This is a genomic window from Roseateles sp. GW821-FHT09G09 (assembly GCF_059415965.1).
The window spans coordinates 396,844-417,273 of the sequence record NZ_JBWKOG010000003.1; the positions used below are offsets into that span (position 1 = coordinate 396,844).

General features: G+C 71.3%; 16 protein-coding genes. 1 reads left to right on the forward strand and 15 read right to left on the reverse strand.

What is annotated here, in order from left to right; genetic code table 11:
* Window positions 1–98 precede the first annotated feature (98 nt).
* From AC07O8_RS10260 to AC07O8_RS10275, 4 genes are all read right to left on the reverse strand, one after another.
* Entirely contained in the window at window positions 99–554 is a 456-nt protein-coding gene (locus AC07O8_RS10260) for a DoxX family protein (protein ID WP_495047905.1), read from the reverse strand.
* A 4-nt stretch (window positions 555–558) separates the two neighbouring features.
* Complete coding sequence (locus AC07O8_RS10265) at window positions 559–1,884, reverse strand: hypothetical protein (RefSeq protein ID WP_495047906.1); 1,326 nt, start codon at window positions 1,882–1,884, stop codon at window positions 559–561.
* 121 nt (window positions 1,885–2,005) lie between these two features.
* Window positions 2,006–2,692: an RNA polymerase sigma factor gene (locus tag AC07O8_RS10270; protein ID WP_495047907.1), complete on the reverse strand. Its 687-nt coding sequence runs from the start codon at window positions 2,690–2,692 to the stop codon at window positions 2,006–2,008.
* The gene (locus AC07O8_RS10275; protein ID WP_495047908.1) at window positions 2,689–3,993 is read right to left on the reverse strand and encodes a nucleotide disphospho-sugar-binding domain-containing protein; all 1,305 of its coding nucleotides are present in this window, start codon (window positions 3,991–3,993) and stop codon (window positions 2,689–2,691) included. Before AC07O8_RS10275 ends, AC07O8_RS10270 begins: the two co-directional genes overlap by 4 nt.
* 92 nt (window positions 3,994–4,085) lie before the next feature.
* Here AC07O8_RS10275 and AC07O8_RS10280 point away from each other — a divergent pair, with 92 nt between their 5' ends.
* Window positions 4,086–4,739, forward strand: a complete 654-nt coding sequence (locus AC07O8_RS10280; protein ID WP_495047909.1) for a TetR/AcrR family transcriptional regulator — start codon at window positions 4,086–4,088, stop codon at window positions 4,737–4,739.
* Between the two features lie 102 nt (window positions 4,740–4,841).
* Here the strand turns inward: AC07O8_RS10280 and AC07O8_RS10285 are convergent, their stop codons facing one another.
* From AC07O8_RS10285 to tssK, 11 genes are all read right to left on the reverse strand, one after another.
* On the reverse strand, window positions 4,842–6,095 hold the full coding sequence (locus AC07O8_RS10285; protein WP_495047910.1) for a nucleotide disphospho-sugar-binding domain-containing protein: 1,254 nt from the start codon (window positions 6,093–6,095) through the stop codon (window positions 4,842–4,844).
* A 7-nt stretch (window positions 6,096–6,102) separates the two neighbouring features.
* A complete protein-coding gene (locus AC07O8_RS10290) occupies window positions 6,103–6,387 on the reverse strand; it encodes a hypothetical protein (RefSeq protein ID WP_495047911.1) in 285 nt (94 codons plus the stop codon).
* A 184-nt stretch (window positions 6,388–6,571) separates the two neighbouring features.
* On the reverse strand, window positions 6,572–7,957 hold the full coding sequence (locus AC07O8_RS10295; RefSeq protein WP_495047912.1) for a hypothetical protein: 1,386 nt from the start codon (window positions 7,955–7,957) through the stop codon (window positions 6,572–6,574).
* Window positions 7,954–8,997, reverse strand: coding sequence for a hypothetical protein (locus tag AC07O8_RS10300; RefSeq protein ID WP_495047913.1), 1,044 nt, complete (start codon window positions 8,995–8,997; stop codon window positions 7,954–7,956). The genes AC07O8_RS10295 and AC07O8_RS10300 overlap by 4 nt, the downstream gene beginning before the upstream one ends.
* Window positions 8,994–10,676 carry a serine/threonine-protein kinase gene (locus AC07O8_RS10305; RefSeq protein ID WP_495047914.1) on the reverse strand — a complete coding sequence of 561 codons (1,683 nt, stop codon included), beginning with the start codon at window positions 10,674–10,676 and terminating at the stop codon, window positions 8,994–8,996. Before AC07O8_RS10305 ends, AC07O8_RS10300 begins: the two co-directional genes overlap by 4 nt.
* Window positions 10,673–11,581: a Tll0287-like domain-containing protein gene (locus AC07O8_RS10310; RefSeq protein WP_495047915.1), complete on the reverse strand. Its 909-nt coding sequence runs from the start codon at window positions 11,579–11,581 to the stop codon at window positions 10,673–10,675. Before AC07O8_RS10310 ends, AC07O8_RS10305 begins: the two co-directional genes overlap by 4 nt.
* 276 nt (window positions 11,582–11,857) lie before the next feature.
* Window positions 11,858–13,357: a type VI secretion system contractile sheath domain-containing protein gene (locus AC07O8_RS10315; protein WP_495047916.1), complete on the reverse strand. Its 1,500-nt coding sequence runs from the start codon at window positions 13,355–13,357 to the stop codon at window positions 11,858–11,860.
* Window positions 13,338–13,973 (reverse strand): type VI secretion system-associated protein TagF, encoded by a 636-nt coding sequence (tagF, locus tag AC07O8_RS10320; protein WP_495047917.1) that lies wholly within the window; start codon window positions 13,971–13,973, stop codon window positions 13,338–13,340. The genes AC07O8_RS10315 and tagF overlap by 20 nt, the downstream gene beginning before the upstream one ends.
* Window positions 13,973–17,653, reverse strand: a complete 3,681-nt coding sequence (gene tssM, locus AC07O8_RS10325) for a type VI secretion system membrane subunit TssM (RefSeq protein ID WP_495047918.1) — start codon at window positions 17,651–17,653, stop codon at window positions 13,973–13,975. Before tssM ends, tagF begins: the two co-directional genes overlap by 1 nt.
* A 13-nt stretch (window positions 17,654–17,666) precedes the next feature.
* Window positions 17,667–19,010: a type VI secretion system protein TssL, long form gene (gene tssL, locus AC07O8_RS10330; RefSeq protein WP_495047919.1), complete on the reverse strand. Its 1,344-nt coding sequence runs from the start codon at window positions 19,008–19,010 to the stop codon at window positions 17,667–17,669.
* Entirely contained in the window at window positions 19,007–20,344 is a 1,338-nt protein-coding gene (gene tssK, locus AC07O8_RS10335; protein WP_495047920.1) for a type VI secretion system baseplate subunit TssK, read from the reverse strand. The genes tssL and tssK overlap by 4 nt, the downstream gene beginning before the upstream one ends.
* Window positions 20,345–20,430: the final 86 nt, after the last annotated feature.

Sequence of the window (20,430 nt, forward strand, 5' to 3'; positions counted from 1 at the left end):
GGCAAGGCTGCTGACGGCTGACTGCTGAGTTTATATACAGCACTTGGCGCCGACTTTGTCGACAGCCTTGCGATCCCGAGAGGTCCGTCGTCGATCTGTCATCGACGCCGCGCACGGGGCGAAGGTCGCGGCTTGAGGCTCAACGCGCCGGGGCCGTTCAGCGCGATCTGCATCAGGCCGCCGATCAGTCCCAGGTTCTTCAGGAAGTGGATGAACTGGTCGGGACCGGTGGCCGGGTTGTGGAAGATCGCGCCGGCCACCAGCGTGAGCAGGGCCAGCACGACCGCGGCCTTGCGCGCGTGCCAGCCGACGGCCACGGCCAGGCCGCCGAGCAGCTCGATCGCCACGGCCATCACGTAGCAGAAGAGCGCGAAGGGCAGGCCGCCGTCGTCGATCATCGCGACGGTGGCGTCGCGCGCGCCCAGCTTGTGCATCGCGGCGAGCACGAAGATCAGCGACAGCAGCACGCGGCTGAGCACCTGCAGCGCGGCCCGGGCCGGCGTGAGGCGATCGTCGGTCACGGCCGGCGGGAGGAGGTGGTAGAGGTGATCCATGGCTTCAGATCTCCCAGGCGGCCTTGATGGCGCGGAACACGTCGCGTCCCGCCATGCCGGTCTCCGCGATGGAGACGATGCTCGACAGGTCCACCGGATTGGCCAGCTGGAACAGCCCGTCGGGCAGTCCGCCGATCGCCTCGTCGAACTCCTGCCACTTGGCCGATCGCCGGTAGTCGCTCAGCACGGACAGGTTCTCCTTGCTGAGCGCGAGCGCTGCGCCGCTCTTCTTGTAGCGTTCGGAGAACTCGACGGTCTGCTGCAGCAGCACGTTCAGGATGGCCTCGTCGCGCTGCGCCGCGCCCTTGACGGCGTCGGCGGCCTTGCTGATCAGCGCTTTCGACTCGGTCTTGTGCGGCGTCTTGCTGAGCTTGTTCTGCAAGGCCAGGTAGACCTCGGCCTTGCCGGTCTTGATCAGTGCCAGGTATTGATCGGCAGCCTTGGAGCAGCGATGCGCATGATCGAAGAGCCCCGTGCGCTTGGCCTCCAGCAGCTCGATGCCTTCCATCGCCGTCTTGATGCTGGGCATGGGCGCCGACGGGCCGGTCCCGCCGAAGAACTCATGGATGATCGCCAGCGTGATCTCCTTGGACTTGGTCGACTTCTTCAGCTCCTCGACCTTGCCCTTGGGCATCTCCTTGCGGATCTTCAGGCAGCGCTGCTTGACGCGCTTGATCGAGTCGTCGAGGTCCTTCTGCAGGGACTCGCAGGACCGGAAGGTCTCGTTCATGTGCTGGAGCAGTCCGATGAGCCCCTTCACCGAGGCGGTGAAGTTCTGCAGGTAGTCCAGCGGCGAGGAGGCGCCGGCCACCAGCTCCACCGGGCCGACGGCCACGCCGCCGGTCGACACGGCCACGATGCCCTTCACCATGTCCTTCACGTCGGTGAGCATCTTGACGGTCATGTCGATCTTGAACTTCCGGTACGCGGCGCGCGTCTCGGGCAACTGCTTCATGACCTGCGCGGCGACCGCGGCGCCGCCGTCGATGTTGGCCTTCACGGCGTTGACGATCATCACCGTCACGGTCTTGACAATGGCGTCGATCTGCGCCTGGTCGCCCTTGACGCGGGCCGCGACGGCCTTGGCGTCCTGCTCGGCGAGCGTACCGCCGATGGCATCGACCAGCCGGTCGTAGGTCGTCTTGAAGGCGTCCTTGACCAGCTGGTGCAGCATGGAGTCCTGCTCCATCGCCTTGAGCACGTCGGCGTTGTCGGCGCCGATCGCGACGACGTAGGGGGCCAGCTCAGGCACCGCGAGCACTTGCAGGCGCTTGGCCTTGGCCGCGACGTCATCGCGGAACTGGGTCTTCGAGAACAGCGTGATGTCCATGTCGGGGTCATCCTGGTTGGTGAGTGTCGGTCTCACCTACGAGGCTGTTTCCCGGACGGATGCGGCCATCGTTGCAAGCATCGGTAACCGGATTCCCGCCGCCGGTCGCCGTGCGCCCCTGTCAATGCGCGCAGCTGGGTTCAGGCATCGGCCGATGTGTCGGCGTCTTGCCGACGCGCGGCGTCCGTTCTTCGAGGCAGGCGCGCAACTGATGCTGCGCGCGACGCACCTGGTCCTTGACCGAGCCCAGCGGCATGGCGAGCGCTTGCGCGATGGCGGTCTGCGGCATGTCGCGGACATAGGCCAGCGCCAGGATCTGGCGCTGCGTCGGCCGCTGTTCGTGGAGGCAGTCCGCGAGCCGCGACGTCAAGCGCGCGCGGATGACCTCCCGTTCGACGTCGACGCTGAAGTCCGGCAGGCAGCGCGCCTCGTCCGTCTCCCAGTCCACGGAGGCCGGATGACGCCCGCGATGGCGGGCGATGTCGATCGCCTTGTTGCGCACAATGTTCAGCAGCCAGGTGATGCCGCTGGCGAGCGCCGGATCGAACTGGTGAGCGTTCATCCAGACGCTCAGATAGGCCTCCTGCAAGGCTTCCTCGGCGAGCGCCTCGTCGCCGAGCCTGCGCACGGCCACGCTCGACAGGTAGCGGCTCGTCGCCGCGTGAAGCTGGTCGAAGGCGTCCTGGTCCTGGTGCCGGATCCGGCGCAGGAGACCGGCCAGCGGATCCTCCTGCCGCCAGCGGACCGCGCTCGACCAGTCGTTGGCGTCGGCGGCCGCGCTCGCGTTCGAGTTCGCGCGGGTCGTCATGATCGCCCGTCCTCCGCAGTGCCGGTCAGCAGGTCCGCGATCGTCCGCACGGCATCGTGATGCGCATAGGCCTCGCGCAGCAACGCCGCTTGATACCGATAGGACGGATCGTCCAGGAGCGCGCGAACGCCGGTCCGCAACGCCTCGGCGCTCGGTCGGCGCGTCGCCAGGTTGAGCGCTGCGCCCGTCGCCGCGGACCGGGCGCAGACTTCGACCTTGTCTTCGGTATCCCCGGCCAGCAGCACGGGAACGCCATGCGACAGGGCCTGCTGAACGCCGCCATAGCCGCCGTTGCTCACCATCACTCGAACGTGGGGCAGCAGCGCCTCGAAGGACACGTACTCGACGACCCGGGCATTGTCCGGAACCGGTCCGACGTCGGCGACGCTCCGGCCCGTGGCGACGACGACCAGCACCGGCTCATCCTTCAGGGCCTCCAGCGTCGGCCACACCAGTTCGCCGAGATCGTGGTTGGCCACGGTCCCCTGCGTGACCAGCACGACGGGCTGATCGCCGTCCAGTTCATGCCACCAGGCGGGCGGCTCGAACGAGCGGTCGGGCGCGCGCAGCGGACCGATGAAACGCAGGTGCCCGGGCGCGTCGCTGCGCCGGTACTCGAGCTCGGGAATGCAGAGCTGCAGGTAGTGGTCGGGCATGCTGACCGTCCCGTCGAAGAAGAAGGGCGGGGCTTGCGTGGCGCCCGCGGCGGCCAGCGTCGCGATCAGGTGATCCTGCGCGCCCGCCAGCATGCCGCGGACCTGCTGGTTGAGCGCCGCGTTGCGCTCGAGGCCGGCCGGGGAGGCGTCGGGCGGCAGCCCCAGACCGAAGGGCGCGGTGTCCCGGCTGCTCAGGGCCAGCGGCGTGACGCCCAGCCCCACGACCTGGCGCGGCCGGGGCCAGTCCGCGCCGAGCAGGCCGGGCCAGGTCCCCAGGAACAGATTGTCGTGGAACAGCCAGTCGACCTTCGCGCCACGCTGCGCGAGCGAGGCCAGGAGTCGTCGAAGCGATTCGAACTGGTCCGGGATCACGTCGGTGAAGATGTGCCGCAGGTCGAAGTCCAACTGCGCCGGACCGCCCGGCAGCAGGGCGCGTTCAGGGAAGGTCGACGGGTCTGCCGGGTCGAAGTCCGCCTTGCCCAGCAGGGGCACGAACTGCGCGCCGCTCTTGCGCACGGCGGCCTCGAACTTCGATGCGGTGAGCACATAGACTTCATGCCCCCGCTCCACCAGCGCCGACGCGGCGACGAGGAGCGGCGCGAGGTGGCCCACTGCGGGGGTGGCCGCGAACACGATGGCTGACATGGGAACTCCGGAAGACAGCTGATGGTGGCAATTCATATTGGGTACATTGCTGATGTATTGAATTATGCATCGGCCGGCGAGGGAGCGTCCAGATGACGAGCGCGACGAGGGGTTATCAATCGGAGGTCCGGCAGGCGGCGGCCGCGCGGACACGGGAGCAGGTCGTGCGCGCGGCGCTGGAGTGCTTCCAGTCCAAGGGATACACGGGCACCACGATGCGCGCGATCGCCGAAGGCGCCGGCGTGTCGGTGGAGACGGTCAACGCGCTCGGTCCGAAGGCCGCGCTGCTCGGCGCGGCCCTGGTGCGCGCCTTCAGCGGCGACAACCACGACGTGCCCCTGCTCGACCTGCCCGAGCCGGCCGTGCTGATGGCCCATCCCGACGCGGCCGAGGCGGCCCGCGGCGTGGTCCGGTGGATCGCCGGAAAGAATGGCGACGTGGCCCGGGTCTGGCGGGCCTACGAGCAGGCGTCGGAGAACGACCCCGTCGTGGCGGTCGAGTTCAACGCGCTGATCGGCCGGCAGCGCGCCGAGGTACGCCGGTTCGTCGACATCCTTGCGAGCCGCCGTCCGTTACCGGCCGGCACCGATCGGGACGAACTCATCGACTTCCTGTGGTTGCTGACGATCCCGGATCAATGGATCCGTCTGACGCAGAACGCGGGCTGGTCTCAGGAGCGCTACGCGGCGTGGCTGGAGGCGAGCGCGGTGCTGGCGCTGTGGGGGCGACCAGACCGGCCGGACTGAAGACGAAGCCGTCGGCGCCGATTACCAGGATCGGCAGCGATGGCGCGGCGTCGTCGCGCGGCGCCGGCGTCGCGGCGGCGCCGACCAGCTTGCTGGCGTCGATCAGAGCGTGAACCCACTGCGCGCGTGGCGCGGCGTGAGGAGACCGGTCACCGTGTCGATCGCATCGTGATTGGCATAGGCGTTGCGCAGCGCGCGCGCGCCCGCCAGGGCGGTCGCCGAGTCCACGACCGATCGCACGGTCTCCCGCAGTGCGTCGCTGCTGGGAAGGCTGGACGCCAAGTGCGCGCCTGCCTGCGCCTGGGCCACGTAGCGGCCGACCTCATGCGCCGGACCGCTGTCCGCGGCCACGATCACGGGCACGCCATGCGAGAGCGCGTGCTGCACATCGTCGAAATCGCCGTTGCTGATCACGACGTCGACGAAGGGGAGCAGGGCCGCCAGCGGCAGGTTCGCCGCCGCGCGGGCGTGATCGGGCAGCGGACCGAAGCGTGCCGCGTCCCAGTCCACAGCCATGACGATCAGCACCGGGACGTGTCTGAGCGCGTGCAGGCTGGCGCGGGTGAGCCTGTCCAGATCGCCGCCCACCGTCGGTCCCGGCGTCACCAGCACCACGGGGCGGGCCGTGTCCAGGTCCGGCCACCAGGGCGGCAGGCCGTCGTCGCCCCGGTCGCCGCAGGTCGGCGGGATGTGTCCGACGAAGGTCACCCCGTGCGTCGTGCCGCGGGTGGGACGTTCCATGGCACTGATGCTCAACTGCAGGAAGCAGTCCGGCAGGGTGGTCACGCCGCCGAGCAGCAGCGGCGCGGCCGTCCTGGCGCCGCACTGCGACAGCACGCGGTCGAGATCGGCCTGCAGATCGACCAGCGACGCGGCGTCGACGGTCGGCCAGGGCAGCGGCGTCACACCCAAGGCCAGCACGGTGCCGAAGCGACGGCCTTCGGCTCCGAGGTGCGTCGGCCACGCGCCCAGGAACATCGTGTCGTGCACGAGCACAGGAAGCTCGGGCTCGGGCGCCATGCCGGCGATGCGGGTCAGCAGCGCCTGCAGCGCCGCGTGCTGATCGGCGATCGGATCGATGTGGCGGTCGCGGAGCTCGGCGCACAGGGATGGCAGGTCGTCGTCGGATGGCCGGCGGTCGACGACCTCGGCGGCGAGGCGCGCGTCCGGCCCGCCCGGTGAACCGGTGCGGCCCATCGGCACGAACACGACCCCCGCGCGTTCGACCAGTTCGCGGAAGGCGGGGGCGGCCAGGAAGTAGACGCGGCGGCCGCGACGGGCCAGCGACGCGGCGACGGCGAGCAGCGGACGCACGGCGGAAACGGCCGGCGTGCTGGCGAAGATCACAGTGGCCATGGGGATCTCAGAGCTCCGCGATCTGACGGTCGTCGACGGAGCGGTCGCGCCGGCCGTGGATGAAGACGGTCGGCAGCTGCTCGCGCGTGGCGTGGATGACGACCGGAGCCAGCGTGACGACGGCGGCGCGATCCTGGCGGTCCAGGCGCTCTTGACGCAGCCCGTGGGCGGACGCGATGCCGATGAACAGGGCGGACGCGGTGGCGGCGGCGACGAGCAGCGCCTTGAAGGAATGGGGCGCGTGCAGGCGCAGCGCGGGGGCGATCGGGGCGAGGGGCGGGTTGAGGTTCATCGGGGTCTCCTTGACGTGGTGGTGCCCGTTGACTGGCACTTGTCGTCTCGTGAGCCCCGGGTCGGGGCATGCGGCACCGGGGTGGCGCATCGAGACCTGGAGACTTACGCCGAACCGGTGCGGACGGATGTCGGCAAACCCGCAACAGGATGAAACGCCTCGATGGGAGCGCGGAGAAGTCCCGTCAGAGCTGCTCCGCGGGCGCCACGGCCTTCGCATCCACGAGCGGTGTACCCTTGAACACCCGGGCGACGATCTCCTCGGTCACAAGCAGTCCTGCGGCGGGGGTCAGGTTTTTCGCGATCTCGATGGGCTTGGGGTCGGCGAATGCCAGGCCGATCTCGACTGACTTGAGCGTGACATCCAACGCCACCCATCGCTTGCCATCCGTGAGCGGCTGCAGGCTCAGGATCAGCTCCTGGAGTCTGGCGATGCGCGTCGCGGCGGCATCGCTGCGCTCCTGGAGGCCGATGGCGGAGGTGAGCAGCAGATGGATCTGCCGCTCCAGGAGCTTTTCCTCGAACTTCAGATTCGCCTCGACCCGCCGGCGCTCCGCCTCGCCGGATTTCCGCTTGGCCGCGTACTGGAGGATCTCGGCCCCCAGCTGGGGGAGCTCCCGCAGCCCGCCTTCCATCCGCTGCGCCAGGCGGGTCGCATCCCGGTGGATGTCCAGTCGTTTTCCCTTGGCCGCCTGCAGAAGCTCGATGGCACGCTTGATCGTGGTGGCGCCGAACTTTCCGCCTTCGAGGCCGGTCAAGGAATTCAGTGCGACCTTCGCGGCTTCTCCCGCAGCCTGCCCGCCGCGCAACGACTCGGCTTGTCGGTACTTCTCCACCAATGCCTCCGCGGAGGTCTGCGCTTCCTCGATCGTCTTCTCCATCTCCTCGAAGATCAGCGCCGTGTTGTTGATGAGCTTGACGCCGGATTTGATGGCACCGTAGATCGCGGGGATGGCGATGGGGCCGGCGAACGGCGCGGTCGCCAGCATCGCCACGCCGATGATGAGCCCGCTCGCCGGGACGAGGATCGAGAAGCGTTCCCTCCAGTGGAAACTGCGGAGCGCCTTCTTGTCCATGGCGATGGTTGACAGGAAGGCCAGGACGGCGTCCGCGGCCTTCTTCTCGAACCGCGTCTCTAGGGTCTTGAGCTCGTTCAGGAAGTCTGCGTTCCAGACGGGCAACTGACCGGCGATCTCGTTGGCGAGACCTTCCTCGACGTATTCCAGGACCTTGGTGTTGGCGTCCAGCAAGGCCTGATGGATCTCGTCGACGTACTTCTCTTTCAAAGCGTCGAGCTTGCGGTCCAGCAGTGCCAGGTTCAGCGGATTCTTGAAGGTCTCCACCTGCTTCTTGTCGAGCTCGAGCGCGACTTCCAGCGGCAGCTCGTCCGGGAGGTGGATGGCCTCGAGCTTGCGGGCGCCGGCGAGTCTGGCGCCCAGGTCGTAGGAGAACAGATAGACCTTGGTCTTGGCGGTATCGGTGACTTTCGTGTGGAGCATGGTGATCGGGCGTTGAGAGAGTGGGGGCCGGGCGAGCGGGCAGCGAAGTGGAAGCAGGTGGCGGAGATTCAACGTCCGTCGCGCGACGGTCCGACGAACCGGCCCTCCTTGTGCGAGTAGGTCCAGCGCAGGTACTCCTTGAGCATGCTCAGCGCCGGCTTGGCGCCGGCATCCTGGTAGTGATAGAGCTCGGCCTCGCCCGATTCCGGCTCCCAGCGGCCCATCACGTAGAAGTCCTGCGTCTTCGTCTTGATCTCCGCGGCGGACAACCAGACGTCGCGGGCCTGCGCGTTCAGCTTGTTCTCCTTCTTGAACTGCTCCAGGGCCTTCTTGCCGACGACGTCGTCGTGCGCCTGCAGCCTGATCGTCCACACGTCGCAGCTCACCTTGACGGCGATCTGCTGGACGCCGCGATAGACGGTCGGATAGGCCTTGCCGCCGTTGGCCTTGTTGAGCAGCGCCGCAGGCGACATGTCCACCACGGAACTGGTCGTGACGCGGTTGCTCTTGAATCGCTCCACGGCCCAGTCGAAGGCGAATTGCCGACTCACGTTCTGCTTGATGTGGTCGTCGTAGAACTTGTCCTCGACCTTCCTGAACCTGACCGGCTTGCGGCCGCACCAGAGCAGGAAGGCCTGGTCCGCGTCGAGCTGCCGGGACTCATCGGGTTTCGGGGCTTTCGCCTTCAACCGCTCCAGCTTCTCGTAGGTGTCCTTGACGATCGCCGACAGGTCCTGGGCGAAGGACTCCTTGAGGAAGGCGACCTGGCGGGCCTCGAAGAGCGTCAGCAGCTTGTCCCATTGCCGCTCGTCGAAATCGGGCCGGGCGACCTTCCTCGCGTAGTCGACGAAGTTGGCGTCGATCTTCTTGCGGATCTGCGCGTCGAAGGCGGATTGGAACTTCGCCGGCGCGAAGCCGGTGTAGGTCTCGAACTGCTGCTCCTTGAGGTGTTTGTAGGCCTCGGGGTCGGCAGCCTTCAGGGCGATCACCGCCTCGTCGATCTGCTTGGGGAAAGGAAACTCCAGGTCCGCGGCGATGTCGACGTCGCGCTGGAAGCGCTTGGGCTTGACCTTGTCCGGGAATGCGTAGGAGAACCTGACCTTGTATTTCATGGGGACGTCCTGGAGGGAAGCGAATGTCCGTCGCGCAGCTCGGCGACGAGCGGGCCCGCCTCGGGGACGGTGTCCTGGAGACGGTCGAGGAAGGTCGGACGATCGGCCGCGCCGCGCGCGGCCTGCTGCACCATCAGCCGCGCGATCGGGCCGAGCTGCAGGGCGAGCGCTTCGGTGATCGCGCGCAGATAGGTGTCGCTGAGCGCGTCGTCCGCGTCCTCGCTGCGAGCGGCATCGACCGGCGCCGAAGCCGACGCCGACGCGTGCTGCGCCGGAAACGCATCCACCAGGATCGTGCGGCGCACGGTGCCCGATCCGGACGTGCCGTGCCCGGCGTCGACGAGCTCGCCGCTGGCCGCCGCCGCGGCGAGCGCCGCGGTGGTGGCGATGAACTGCTCGCGCTCCGGCGCGTCCGCGATGTGCCGCGCGAGCGAGCGCGACAGGTCCTCGACGCTGCCGCTGCGCGCGAGGTCCCTGGACACGAGGTGCTTCGCCAGCGGGCCGATGTGGGTCGCCAGCGCGCGCTCGACCCGGGACACCAGCGTGGCATCGAGCACGCCGGCCGGGCGGGCGGCCGACGAGCCGATCGATCCGGTGGATCCGGTGGATCCCGTCGAGCCTGTTACCGCACCGCCCGTTCCCCCGCGCGAGGGCATCGCCAGGGTCGGCGCCAAGGCGGTGCTCGCGGGACGCGTTAGCAGCAGCGTGCGATCGTCGGCGCCGTCCGCGGCCGCCTGCGAGGGCGCCGCGAGCTCCTCCAGCGCCGCGCGCATCGCCGCCGCATCGGCGAACCGGTCCCGCGGCTCGCGGGCCATCGCGCGGCGCACGATCGCGTCGATGCCGGTCGGCAGCTCGCCCGGACGCAGCGCACTCGGCGTCGGCGGCTCCTGGTGGAGCGTCTGATACATCACCGCCTCGGGCGCGCCGCTGAAGGGCATGCGGCCGGTCGCGAGCCGGTACAGCAGCACGCCGCAGGCGAAGAGGTCGGCGCGGTGATCGATGGGCCCGCCGAGGTACTGCTCCGGCGCCATGTAGCCCGGCGTGCCGATCTGCGAGGCCGCCTGCGTCAGGTGGCGGTCGGCGATGCGCGCGATGCCGAAGTCGGTCAGCTTGACGCGGCCGTCGCGCGTGATGAGCAGGTTGCCCGGCTTGATGTCGCGGTGCCAGACGCCCTGGCCGTGCGCGCAGGCCAGCGCGCCCAGCAACTGGTCCATGACGCCGAGGGACCAGGCCAGCGGCGGCGTCGGCATCTCGTGCTTGAGGACCCGGTCGAGGCCGCGGCCGTCGACGAGCTCCATGACGAGGAAGGCATAACCCCCCAGGCTCGCGCCGAGGCTGCCGCGCGGTCCCGCGATGGCGACCTGCGCCGGCGCGACCTCGCCGAAATCGTGGATGGTGACGACGCCCGGATGCGCGATGCGGCCGACGGCGCGCGCCTCGTTGCGGAAGCGCGCCGCCAGCGAGTCTTCGCGGGACGCGTCCTCGGCGATGTCCTCGACATGGCGGCGGATGACCTTCACCGCCACCTCGCGCTGGATGTGCGGGTCGAAGGCGCGATACACCACGCCCATCGCGCCTTCGCCCAGCCGCCCGCGGACCAGGTACTTGCCGATGCGCGACGGCAGCCCGGTCGACGCGGAGGCCGGCGCGCCCGCGCCGGCCGCGTCCCTGGCCGTCATGCGCCTCGCTCCAGCATCGCCATGGCCTGGTCCAGACTGCGCCGCATGCGGCCGAAGGACGCGGCCAGCACGCCGATCTCGTCGTCGGAGCGCACCTCGAAGTCAGGCGCGTCCTCGCCCAGCGACACGCGGTCGGCGATCTGCGCCAGGCGCGTCACCGGCCGGATCACCAGGTGCCACAGCATCAGGTTGAGCGCCGCGCCCGTGAGCACGAACGCGGCCGTCAACGCCCCCATCACCAGCCAGAAGGTCTGCGCCGCCTGCTTCAGCGGCAGCGCCATCGGCACGGTGACGACCTCCGCGCCCAGGGTCTCGCCGATCCGCCAGCCGAAGCCGTTCGACGGACCGTAGCGCGCGACCAGCGTCGGCGGCGCGGTCTGCGGCGAGGCGTGGCAGCCCAGGCAGGCCGCGCTGGCGATGCGGATCGGCTTGGCGATGTAGAGCGCCTCGCCGCCGGGGATCTCGCGGCGGCCGACGAACTCGGTCAGCGCGGGCCGGCGCGCGAATTGCGCGATCACGTCCTCCTCCCAGCCCACCGCGCGGTTGCGCGGGTTGGTCGGGTTGAGCATCGCCGACTTGTAGCTGTAGTCCTCGTAGGCCTTGGACAGCGTCGCCAGCACCTCGTGCGCCGAGAACGCCGGCACCGCCTCAGGCACGAAGCGCTCGCGCAGCTGACCCTCCAGCAGCGGGCGGACGTGCTCCGCGGTGTAGCGGTTGACCGCGCTTGCGCTCTGCATCAGCAGCCGCGCGCGGTCGGCGACCTGTTCCTGCGCGCTGGCCTGCAGCCACTGGCGCGCCAGGATGCCCGTCACCGCCAGGCCCACGACGAACACCGCCAGGAAGATCACGTTGAACTTCAGCAGCAGGCTCAGGTGGGGCAGGCGGTACCAGGGCAGGGCGCGCACTCCCGGCTGGGTGCATGATCCGGAACTTGTGCCCGGGCGGGTTCCGGTGCGTCCGGACGAGGTGTCGATGCGGCTCATGGGTGCTGTCTCGGCAGGGGGTCATGGCGATTGCGCCGACCGGGGCGATCGATGCAATCGCATTCATGAAGACCTACGGAGACGGCCGCCGCATGGACGCAGCCGAGATGGAAACTTTTGTAACGCCGCCGGAGGACGCTCTGCCGGAGCTTGTCCCGGCGGACTCCCGTCGATCGCTCGGCGGCGTCTCGCGGACGTTTACTCCAGCGACTTCAACAGCGCGGCCAGCTCCGCGTCCATCTCGTCCTCGGCCGCGGCAGGCGCCGGGGCCTCGGACGGCGCGGGGCTCGCGTCCGCGTCGCCCGCCGCGGACTCTGCATGCAAGCGGTCCAGCAGCGCCTCCAGGGCGTCGTCCGCGCCGAGCGCGCCGCCCTCGGCGGCCTCGGACGACGACTCAGGCGAGGAGCTCGTCGCGCCCTGCGGTGCCAGGTCTTGATCCGTTCCTTGCGCCGCCCCTTGCCCATCGGCTTGCGCCGTGTGGCCGCCTGTCTTCAAGACCGGCTTGGGCCCGGTCCGCGACAAGGCCGTGCCGTCGACGGCGGCCAGGCCCAGCACCCGCAGCGCCGGCTCGTTGCGCGCGGCCATCAGCGCCTGCACGCCGAAGTCGCGCAGGGTGACGGCCATGTCGGCGCGGATCAGGCGGTCCGTGCAGGGCAGGGCGACCTGGTCGCCGTCGGCGTCGCGCACGACGTGCAGCGGCCGGTCGCGCAGCATCAAGTCGCCGCCGCGGTGCCAGGCCAGCAGCGCCACCAGCGCCGGATGGCCCCAGCACATCGAGCGCAGACCCAGGCGCGGATCGAATTCCTCGAAGTCGAACGCGGTGATCCGGTCGGTGGCGCGCCCATAGACGTGGCGCACTTGGAAGCGCGGCCCGGCCAGGCACAGGAAGCCGGCCTCCGGTCGCGCCTGCAACGCGGCGAAGGCCGCGCGCACGGGCTTTTCCGGCGGATGCCGGCGGTCCGCCAGCGCGTCGGTCGACATCGCGGTGAACAGCGGCGCGCCGGCGTGCGCGGCGATCCGCGCCAGGCGCGCCAGCCGGGTCAGATCCGCCGGCGTCGCGTCGTGGTCGTGCAGGCAGGCGATCGCGGCATAGCCGCCGTCCGCGTCCTCGGAGGGGCGTTGGACCAGCCACGCATACAGCGCGGTCTGCGCGAGATCCCCGGCGCTGTCCAGGTCGGCCGCGAGCGCCTCGGCCCCCAGGTCGAACAGATGGATCTCAAGCGCCGCGCCGGGGCCGAGCTCGCGCACGATCAGGTCGACGCCCCGCCAGGCGGATTCCAGCCGCCGCAGCTCGGGATGCATCAACACCGCGCGCAGCGCGTCGGGGGTTGCGCTGCCGCGCGGGAACTGGCGGAGCAGTTCGTCGGGATGCAGGTCGTCGAGCGCGGCGATGCTCAGCGCGACGGACTTGCCGTCCGGTAGCGCGACCTCCAAACTCAGATCGGCCTGCGCGATCACCTCGTCGAAGGTGTCGAAATCGATCCGGCGCGGGCGACGCGCGGACAGCGCGCCACTGCCGCTGCCACCGCCACCGCCATTGCCATTGCCATTGCCATTGCCATTGCCATTGCCATTGCCGAAATCGCCGATCAACGCGATGCGCAGCGGCCGACGCGCGTTCCAGGTGGGGATGGGGGCGTCCAGGCGTCCGGCATCGAGCGCGGCGCCGGTCGGATCGTCATTCAAGGGGGCGGTCATGTGAATCTCCAGAATCGTTCGTGAGGCTGAGGGGCGCGGCGATCAATCGCGCAAAGGCGGTACCGACCGGCAGTCCCGGATGTCTGCGCCAGGCCGTCGCGTCGCCGACGGATACCGGCGACGCGGCCCAGCAGGTGCGGCCGGGCGGCAACCGGCCTTGCACGACGGCAGCGAGGTCCGCATGCAGCGGCGCGATGTCGTCGAGCAGGCTCAGCGACTCCTCCAGCTGCGCGATGGACCAGGCCTCGGTCACGGCGAGGCAGAGCACCGACTCGAGACCCGACAGCCATTCGTGCGCGGCCGGCGACATCGGCGACGCCATCGCCCGCAGCGCGATCAGCGGGAAGCGCCGCCCGACGCGGTCGCGCGAGGGCAGCAGCACCCCGCACAAGGGGCCGCTCCACGGGCCCTCGTCGGCCAGCACGCCGGCGGCCCAGGCGAAGCGCCAGCGCGGCGCATGGTCGTAGCCGGCCAGCCAGGCATCGGGCGCCGCCTCGATGCGCTGCGCGAGCCCCTCCGAGAGCCAGGCGTCCAGGCGTTCGACGGTGTCCAGGTCCAGTCGACGGTGCGCGAAGTCTCCGATCGCGGGCAGCTTGCCGAACCACGCGATCGACATCAGAGGCCCTCCGGGCATCGGAAGGCGCCGAACTCGCGCAAACGCAGCGGATGCACGGCGCTGCCGGCGATCAGCTCCAGCCGGGCCTTGCGGCCGTCGATGGTCACGGTGACGCTCATGCGCTCGGGGTTGCCGTCCGCGGCGACCTCGTGCTGCTGGATCAGGCGCAGCAGGGCCCAGGGGCCGTCGAAGGTCTGCGTCGCGGAGTTGTTGAAGGACAGCTTGATCTGCGAGCCGGTGCGGCCCGGCACCGTCAGCGTCTGCGGCGCCGACTCGGGACCCTTGAACCTGAGCTGCTGGCCGTCGACCTCCAGGCGCAGTTCGCGCGATCCGGTCAGCTCCGCGACCCGCACCGTGACGCTGGCCGCGGGGGCGCGGGCACCGCCCTTGAAGAAGGCGTCGCGCACGCGCGCGGCGCGCTGGAACTCGACCAGTCCAGCGCCGCCGCCCGGCTTGCGGCCGTCCGGCAGCGGGCGGAAGCTCCACGGCGAGCTGCCGGTGTCCACCAGCGAGGCCAGGCGACGCTGGAAGAAGTCGTCCATCAGTCCGCCCGGTCCCATCAACTGGCCCAGGTCGTCGGGCAGCCCGTCGGCGCGCGCCGTCGAGGTGAAGGGGAAACGACCGGCCACGGTACGGGCGCAGAAGTCCGTCACCGGGCGCAGGTCGCTGGACAGCCCCAGCCGCTCGGCCACGCGGCCCTGGCTGGCGCCGACGTCGGACAGCGCCTCCAGCAGGCCGCGCACCGGCTCTGGCTGCAGGCCGGCCGCGGCGCGGGCCGCGCCGACCGCCGGGCCCACCGGGGGCGGCGCGCTGCGGCTCTTCTGCGCGGCGTCGATTGCGGCCAGTTGCAGCAGCAGTTCGTTGAACAGGCGACCGGCCTCGTCGATGGGCGCGGGCTGGCCGGCGACCAGCCGCTGCAGCGCGGCGAAGTGCCCGTTGACGGCGGCCTCGGCGCTGCCCGCGAGGGCGAGCTCCGCCGGTGAACGCTTGGCCGCCTCCGCGGCATCGGGACCCAGGCGGGTCTCGCGCGAGGCGGCGCGCATCAGCGTCGGCAGCGGCGAGTCCGGCGAGGCCAGCACGCGCGCCACCGCCAGTCCGCGGTCCAGCGAATCTACGCGGACCGGCTTCAGATCGCCGATCAGGCCGTCCCAGTTCCGGATGTAGTTCTGTCCGTACAGCACGCCCACGCGGCGCAGCGCATCGAGGAAGGCGGCGTCGGACACGTCGGTCCTTGCGGGCGAGGACGTCGAGCCTGAAGGGACGCCCGCGTTTGCGTTTGCGGTCGTGGTCGTGGTCGTGGTCGTGGTCGTGGTCGTGGTCGTGGTCGGCGCGGGCGTCAGCACCCAGCGCTCTTCTTCGAGCAGCAGGCGCGTCTGCCGGGGCGCGTCGGCCAGGAAGAGCCGGCCGTATCCGGTGCGCGTGTACAGCGCCGGCACGCCGCGCGTGAAGGGCTGGCCGCTGGCGCGCTGGAAGACCTGCGCGACGGCGGAGCCCACGGCGGAGGCGACGGTGAACTCCGGCACGTCCGCGACCGCCCGCTGGCGCTGCATGCGCGACAGCACGCGCTGCTCCAGCGGGAAGGCCGCGAGCTGCTCGCGCACCCGCGCCACCAGCGCGTCGTCGCGCGGCGCGACGGGCGCGGGCACGCCCTGCGCCAGCGCGGCGCGCAGGTGGTGCTCGAAGGAAGCGCGCTGCGTGGAGCCGGCGGGTCCGGCCAGCGCCTCGTCCTCGTCCTGCAGCACCCAGTCGATGAGCCAGGGGCCGTCGAAGCGCTGCGGCGCGTGCAGCATCAGGTAGCCCTTGAGCGCGTCGTACTGCTGCGCCGGGCGCGCGGGATCGGCGGCCCGCAGGCGTTCCTCCAGCCGGCGCGCCACGCGCGGCAGCAGCGCGTGCTCCAGCAGGTGGCCGTAGCCGATGCGCATGCCGGCCTGCAGCAGGTCGCCCTGGTACAGGCCCAGCGTGTTGAGCGTCGGCGGATCGCCGATCTCGAAGTCCGCCGGTCTCGGCGCCGCCTCGACGCTGTCGAGCACCGGGAGCAGGCGGCGCGTGCCGGCAGCGTCGTCTGCGGCCAAGGCCTTCACGTCGGCGCTCAGCGCGGGCAGGCGCGCCGCCACCTCGTCGACGTAGGCGCGGTTGCGCATCGTCGACACCGTCCAGCCGGCCAGCACCGCGACCGCGCCCAGCCCCAGCGCGGCGAAGGCAAGCCGGCGCAGGCGACGTCGGGCCGCCGCGGCGCGGGGACTGGCGCCGACCAGGTCCTGCTCGGCGAAGACGACGTCGCGCAGCACGCCGGTCAGGAAGTAGCTGCGGCCCTTGCCCGGGGCTCCAGTCGCTGAGCCGCCTGCGCCGCCCGCGACGTCCGCGCGGGGCGACGCCGTCGCGATGCCGAAGCGGCGCGACAGCGTGCCCAGCACGCGGTCGATGGGCGTGCCTTCCTGCGTCGCGCTGGTGAAGTAGACGCCGCGCGGCAGCGTCGTCGCGCGCTCGCCCGCCGGCGTGGCGAAGACCTCGCCGAGGAAATGTCCCAGCAGATCGCGCAGTCCGGCGAACTGCGTCGGGAACGCGAACATCGCGGCCCGACGCGCGAGGTCGGGCTGCTGCTCCAGGCGCGTGGGCAACTGCGCCCGCAGCCGCTCGGACAGGGCGTCGAAGCCGGCGAGGAATGCGGCCGGAAGTTCCGCGCCGGCGCTTGCGGCTTGACCGCGCGCGGCGCCGCCGAGAGCACCACCCTGAGCGCCTGCACGAGCACCGGCCTGGCCGCCGTCGGCGGCCGGGAACGGGAAGCCCCAGATCTGCTCGCGCTCCTCGCGCGCCATGGCCGCGAAGCTGTCGTCGAAGCCAGCCAGCAGGTCGCACTTGGTCACCAGCACGTAGACCGGCGCCTGCACGCCGAGCCGGTCGTGCAATTCCTCCAGCCGCGCGCGCAGCCGTCGCGCATGGTCGGCGCGTTCCTCGGCGTCCTGCAGCAGCAGGTCCTGCACGTTGACGATCAGCAGCACGCCGTTGATGGGACGGCGCGGCCGCGTGGCGCGCAGCAGCGCGAGGAACTTGCCCCAGCCCTGCGCGTCCGCCGCCGCGTCCGACTGCTGCAGCGCATAGCGGCCCGCGGTGTCGATCAGGATGGCCTGGTCGGTGAACCACCAGTCGCAATGCCGCGTGCCGCCGACGCCGCGCACCGTGCCCTGGCCGAGCTGGCCCGCGAGCGGGAAGTTCAGCCCGGCGTTGGTCAGCGCGGTCGTCTTGCCGGAGCCCGGTGCGCCGATGAACAGGTACCAGGGCAGCGCATACAGGTTGCGGCGCCGCGACCAGGGCCAGCGCCGGCCACGCCGCGCGCTCTGGTCCATCAGCTGCAGCGCCTGCGCGAAGCGTTGGGTCAGCGCCTGCGTTTCGCTTGCGGATCTGCGTTCGGCCGCGCCGGCCTCGCCTTCGCGCAGGCCGTTCAGCAGCGAGCGCTCGGCCCGGCGGCGGCGCCAGGCCTGCCAACCGAAGACCAGCGCCGCGGCGACGAGCACCGCGGCGATCGCGGCGACGCGCGCGGCCGGCGTGTCCAGCGGCCGCGCGTCGCCGATGCCGACCAGCGGGCCGGCCCACCAGATCAGCGCGCTCAGCGCGGCCAGCGCGATCAGGGCTTGCGTGCGGCCGTGCAGCAGCACGGCCAGGAATTTCTCTTCTCGGTTCATGGCGGCAACGGGGTCAGGGGGTCGGCTGTTTCACCCAGAGGGTGATCACGACGCGGCGGTTGCGGGCGCGCCCGGCGGGCGTGGCGTTGTCGGCCACGGGCTCGGCCTCGGCGCGGCCTTCGGCGCGCAGGCGCGTCGCCGGCACGCGTTCGGCCAGGCCGTTGCGGACCGACTCCGCGCGCGCCTGCGACAGGTGCCAGTTGGAGGGGAAACGCGCCGTGCGGATGGGCGCGCTGTCCGTGTGGCCGGTGATCAGCACCTGGCCCGGCAGCGGGCGCAGCGCCTCGGCGATGCGCGTCAGCAGCGGACGCAGCGAGGGATCCAGGGTGGCGCTGCCGGCGTCGAAGAAGCGGTCGCCGGTCATGACGATCACGGAGCGGTCGGCCAGGTCGGTGACGGTCACCAGGCCTGCGGCGATCTCCGGCTGGAGGAATCCGGCCAGGCGCGGCGCCTCGGCCGCGGGCGGCGCGGCGCGGGCCGGCGCCGGCGCGTCCAGCGCGGCCAGCGTCGCGAACACCGGCTGGGTGCGGTCGGACAGTGCCAGCCGCAGTCCGCCGAAACTCAGTGCGAGCACGGCGACGGTCACGGCGGCGACCAGCCAGACGGAGACGCCGTCCCGCAGCCGCGAGGCGGCGTTGCCGGCCTCGGCGCGCGGCACGCCGACGGGCGACAGCGCCGTCGGCACCGCTTCGGCGCGGCTGGTCAGCAGCTCGTGCATCCGGTGGCGCAGATGGCGCACCTGCGCCGCGCCCTGGTCGGCCACGCGATAGCGGCCCTCGAAACCGAGCGCCAGCGCCAGGTACATCAGCTGCAGCAGATCGCGGTTGGCGGCGACGTCGGTCGCCAGCTTCTGCATCAGGCGAAACACCTTCTCGCCGCCCCAGGTTTCGTCGTGGAACTGGATCAGCAGGTTGTTGGCCGCCCAGACGCCGTTGCCGCCCCAGGGCGTGGAGGCGGCGGCTTCGTCCAGCACCGTGCAGAGCACGTAGCGCGCGGCGAGCACGCGGTCGCGCGTCACGCCCAGGCGCGCGGCGGTCTGCTCGAAGCGGCGCAGGCCGTCGGCCAGCGCGCTCTTGAGCGCGGCGGGGTCCTCCTGCCGTGCGGACTGACGCAGCCGCGGCGCGGCGGCCAGCAGCGGCTGCGCCGCCGCGATCAGCGGTTCGAGGCCGGCGTCGGGCCGAGCTTCGAAGCTCAGGGGTTCCGCGTCGCGCCAGGCGCCCGGTCCTGCGGCCGGCGTCGCGGACGACGCCCCGCGGCCGTCCGCCAACGGCTGCCGTGCCGCATCGAGCGCCGCGAAGGGGTCGCGGCCGTCATGGTCGAGGTGGGATCCGAGGCCGATGTCGAGATCTCGGTTCATGCGCGCACCGCCCAGAGTTCGAGTTCGAGACCGGGGAATTCGCCCCCGATGTGCACGGCCAGTCCGCCGGACTGGGCGAGCTGACGCCACTGGTCGCTGTCGCGCGTGTCCAGCTCGAAGTAATGGAAGCCTGCGTGGAAGGGGATCTGGCGCGGCACCACTGGCAGCGCGCGCAGCGCGACGCCGGGCAGCTGCAGGTTCACCAGGTCGCGGATGTGCTCTACGGTGCCGATCTTGGCCTGCGACGGCAGGCGCGCGCGCAGCGACTCCGCCGGCATGCGCGCGGAGGCCGCCAGCACGAACTGGGCGCTGCGCTGGAGTTCCACGTCCGGCACCAGCGCGACGCGCACGCCGTGCTTGCGCTCCTGCAGCGCGATGGGCATGGCGCCCTGTTCCAGCACGATGGACAGCGCCTGGCGCAGGATGGCCATCAGCGGCGGGAAGCACAGGGCGAGCTCGTCGTGGTCGTAGGCCGGCAGCGGCTGGGGGCGGCGCGAATCGCCGAATACGGCCAAGTCGCCCGCCAGCGCGACCATCGCCGCGTGGACCTCGCGCGGATGCAGCAGGCCGCCGGACAGGCGCTGGGCGAGCAGCGGCTCATGGCGGTTGATCGCGCCCAGCAGCAGGTAGTCGGCGATCTCGCCGACGCCGGCGCGGCCTGGCTCGGTCAGCCGGGCGGCGAGGGTGTCGCCGCGCTGCTTGAGCAGCCCGTGCAGTTCCCGCATCCAGCGCAGCAGCGGCTCGCTGCGCAGGGCGTCCAGCGTCGGCGGCACGTACGTCGCATCCAGCACCACCTGCTGGTCGACACGGCGCTCGGCGATGCGGCACACGCCCAGCACGGTCTGACCCTCGCCGCAGTCGCGCGCCAGCATCAGCCGCAGGTGGGGCCGGCCCAGCTGCAGCCGCGCCGCGCGCGGCGCGTGGGCGTTGTCGTCGGGCACGTCGGCCTCGTGCGCGCGGTAGCGCGGCGCCATCGCGCCGGCCGCGCCCTCGGCGTCGGTCTGCGCGACGCCGGGACGGGGCAGCGAGAGCGCCAGCACCACCAGCTCGTCGCGCGCGTCCGCGGGCACGTCGAGCGCGGCCGGGGCCGGATCGTCGCCGGGCAGATCGATGGCCAGGCCGTCGGGCAGCAGGCCGTGACCCGACTGCAGCGCGATCTTGCCCAGCGCCAGCGCCCCGCCGTCGAGCTGCAGCGATAGCCAGCCTCGGGCGTGCGGCGTCACGGCCGTCATGCGGGCCAGGTGTTGCGCGGCCTGGTGGCGGTCGTGCTGCTGGAAGTGTTGCGGCTGGAGGAACATGCCCTCCGTCCAGATGACTTTGTGGTGCCAGGTCATGAGCGGTGTGAAGTGGACGGGGAGGCCGGGAGGACCGTCACGGGACGAAGACGACGGGACGGACATCGCGGGAGATGCCAGGACAT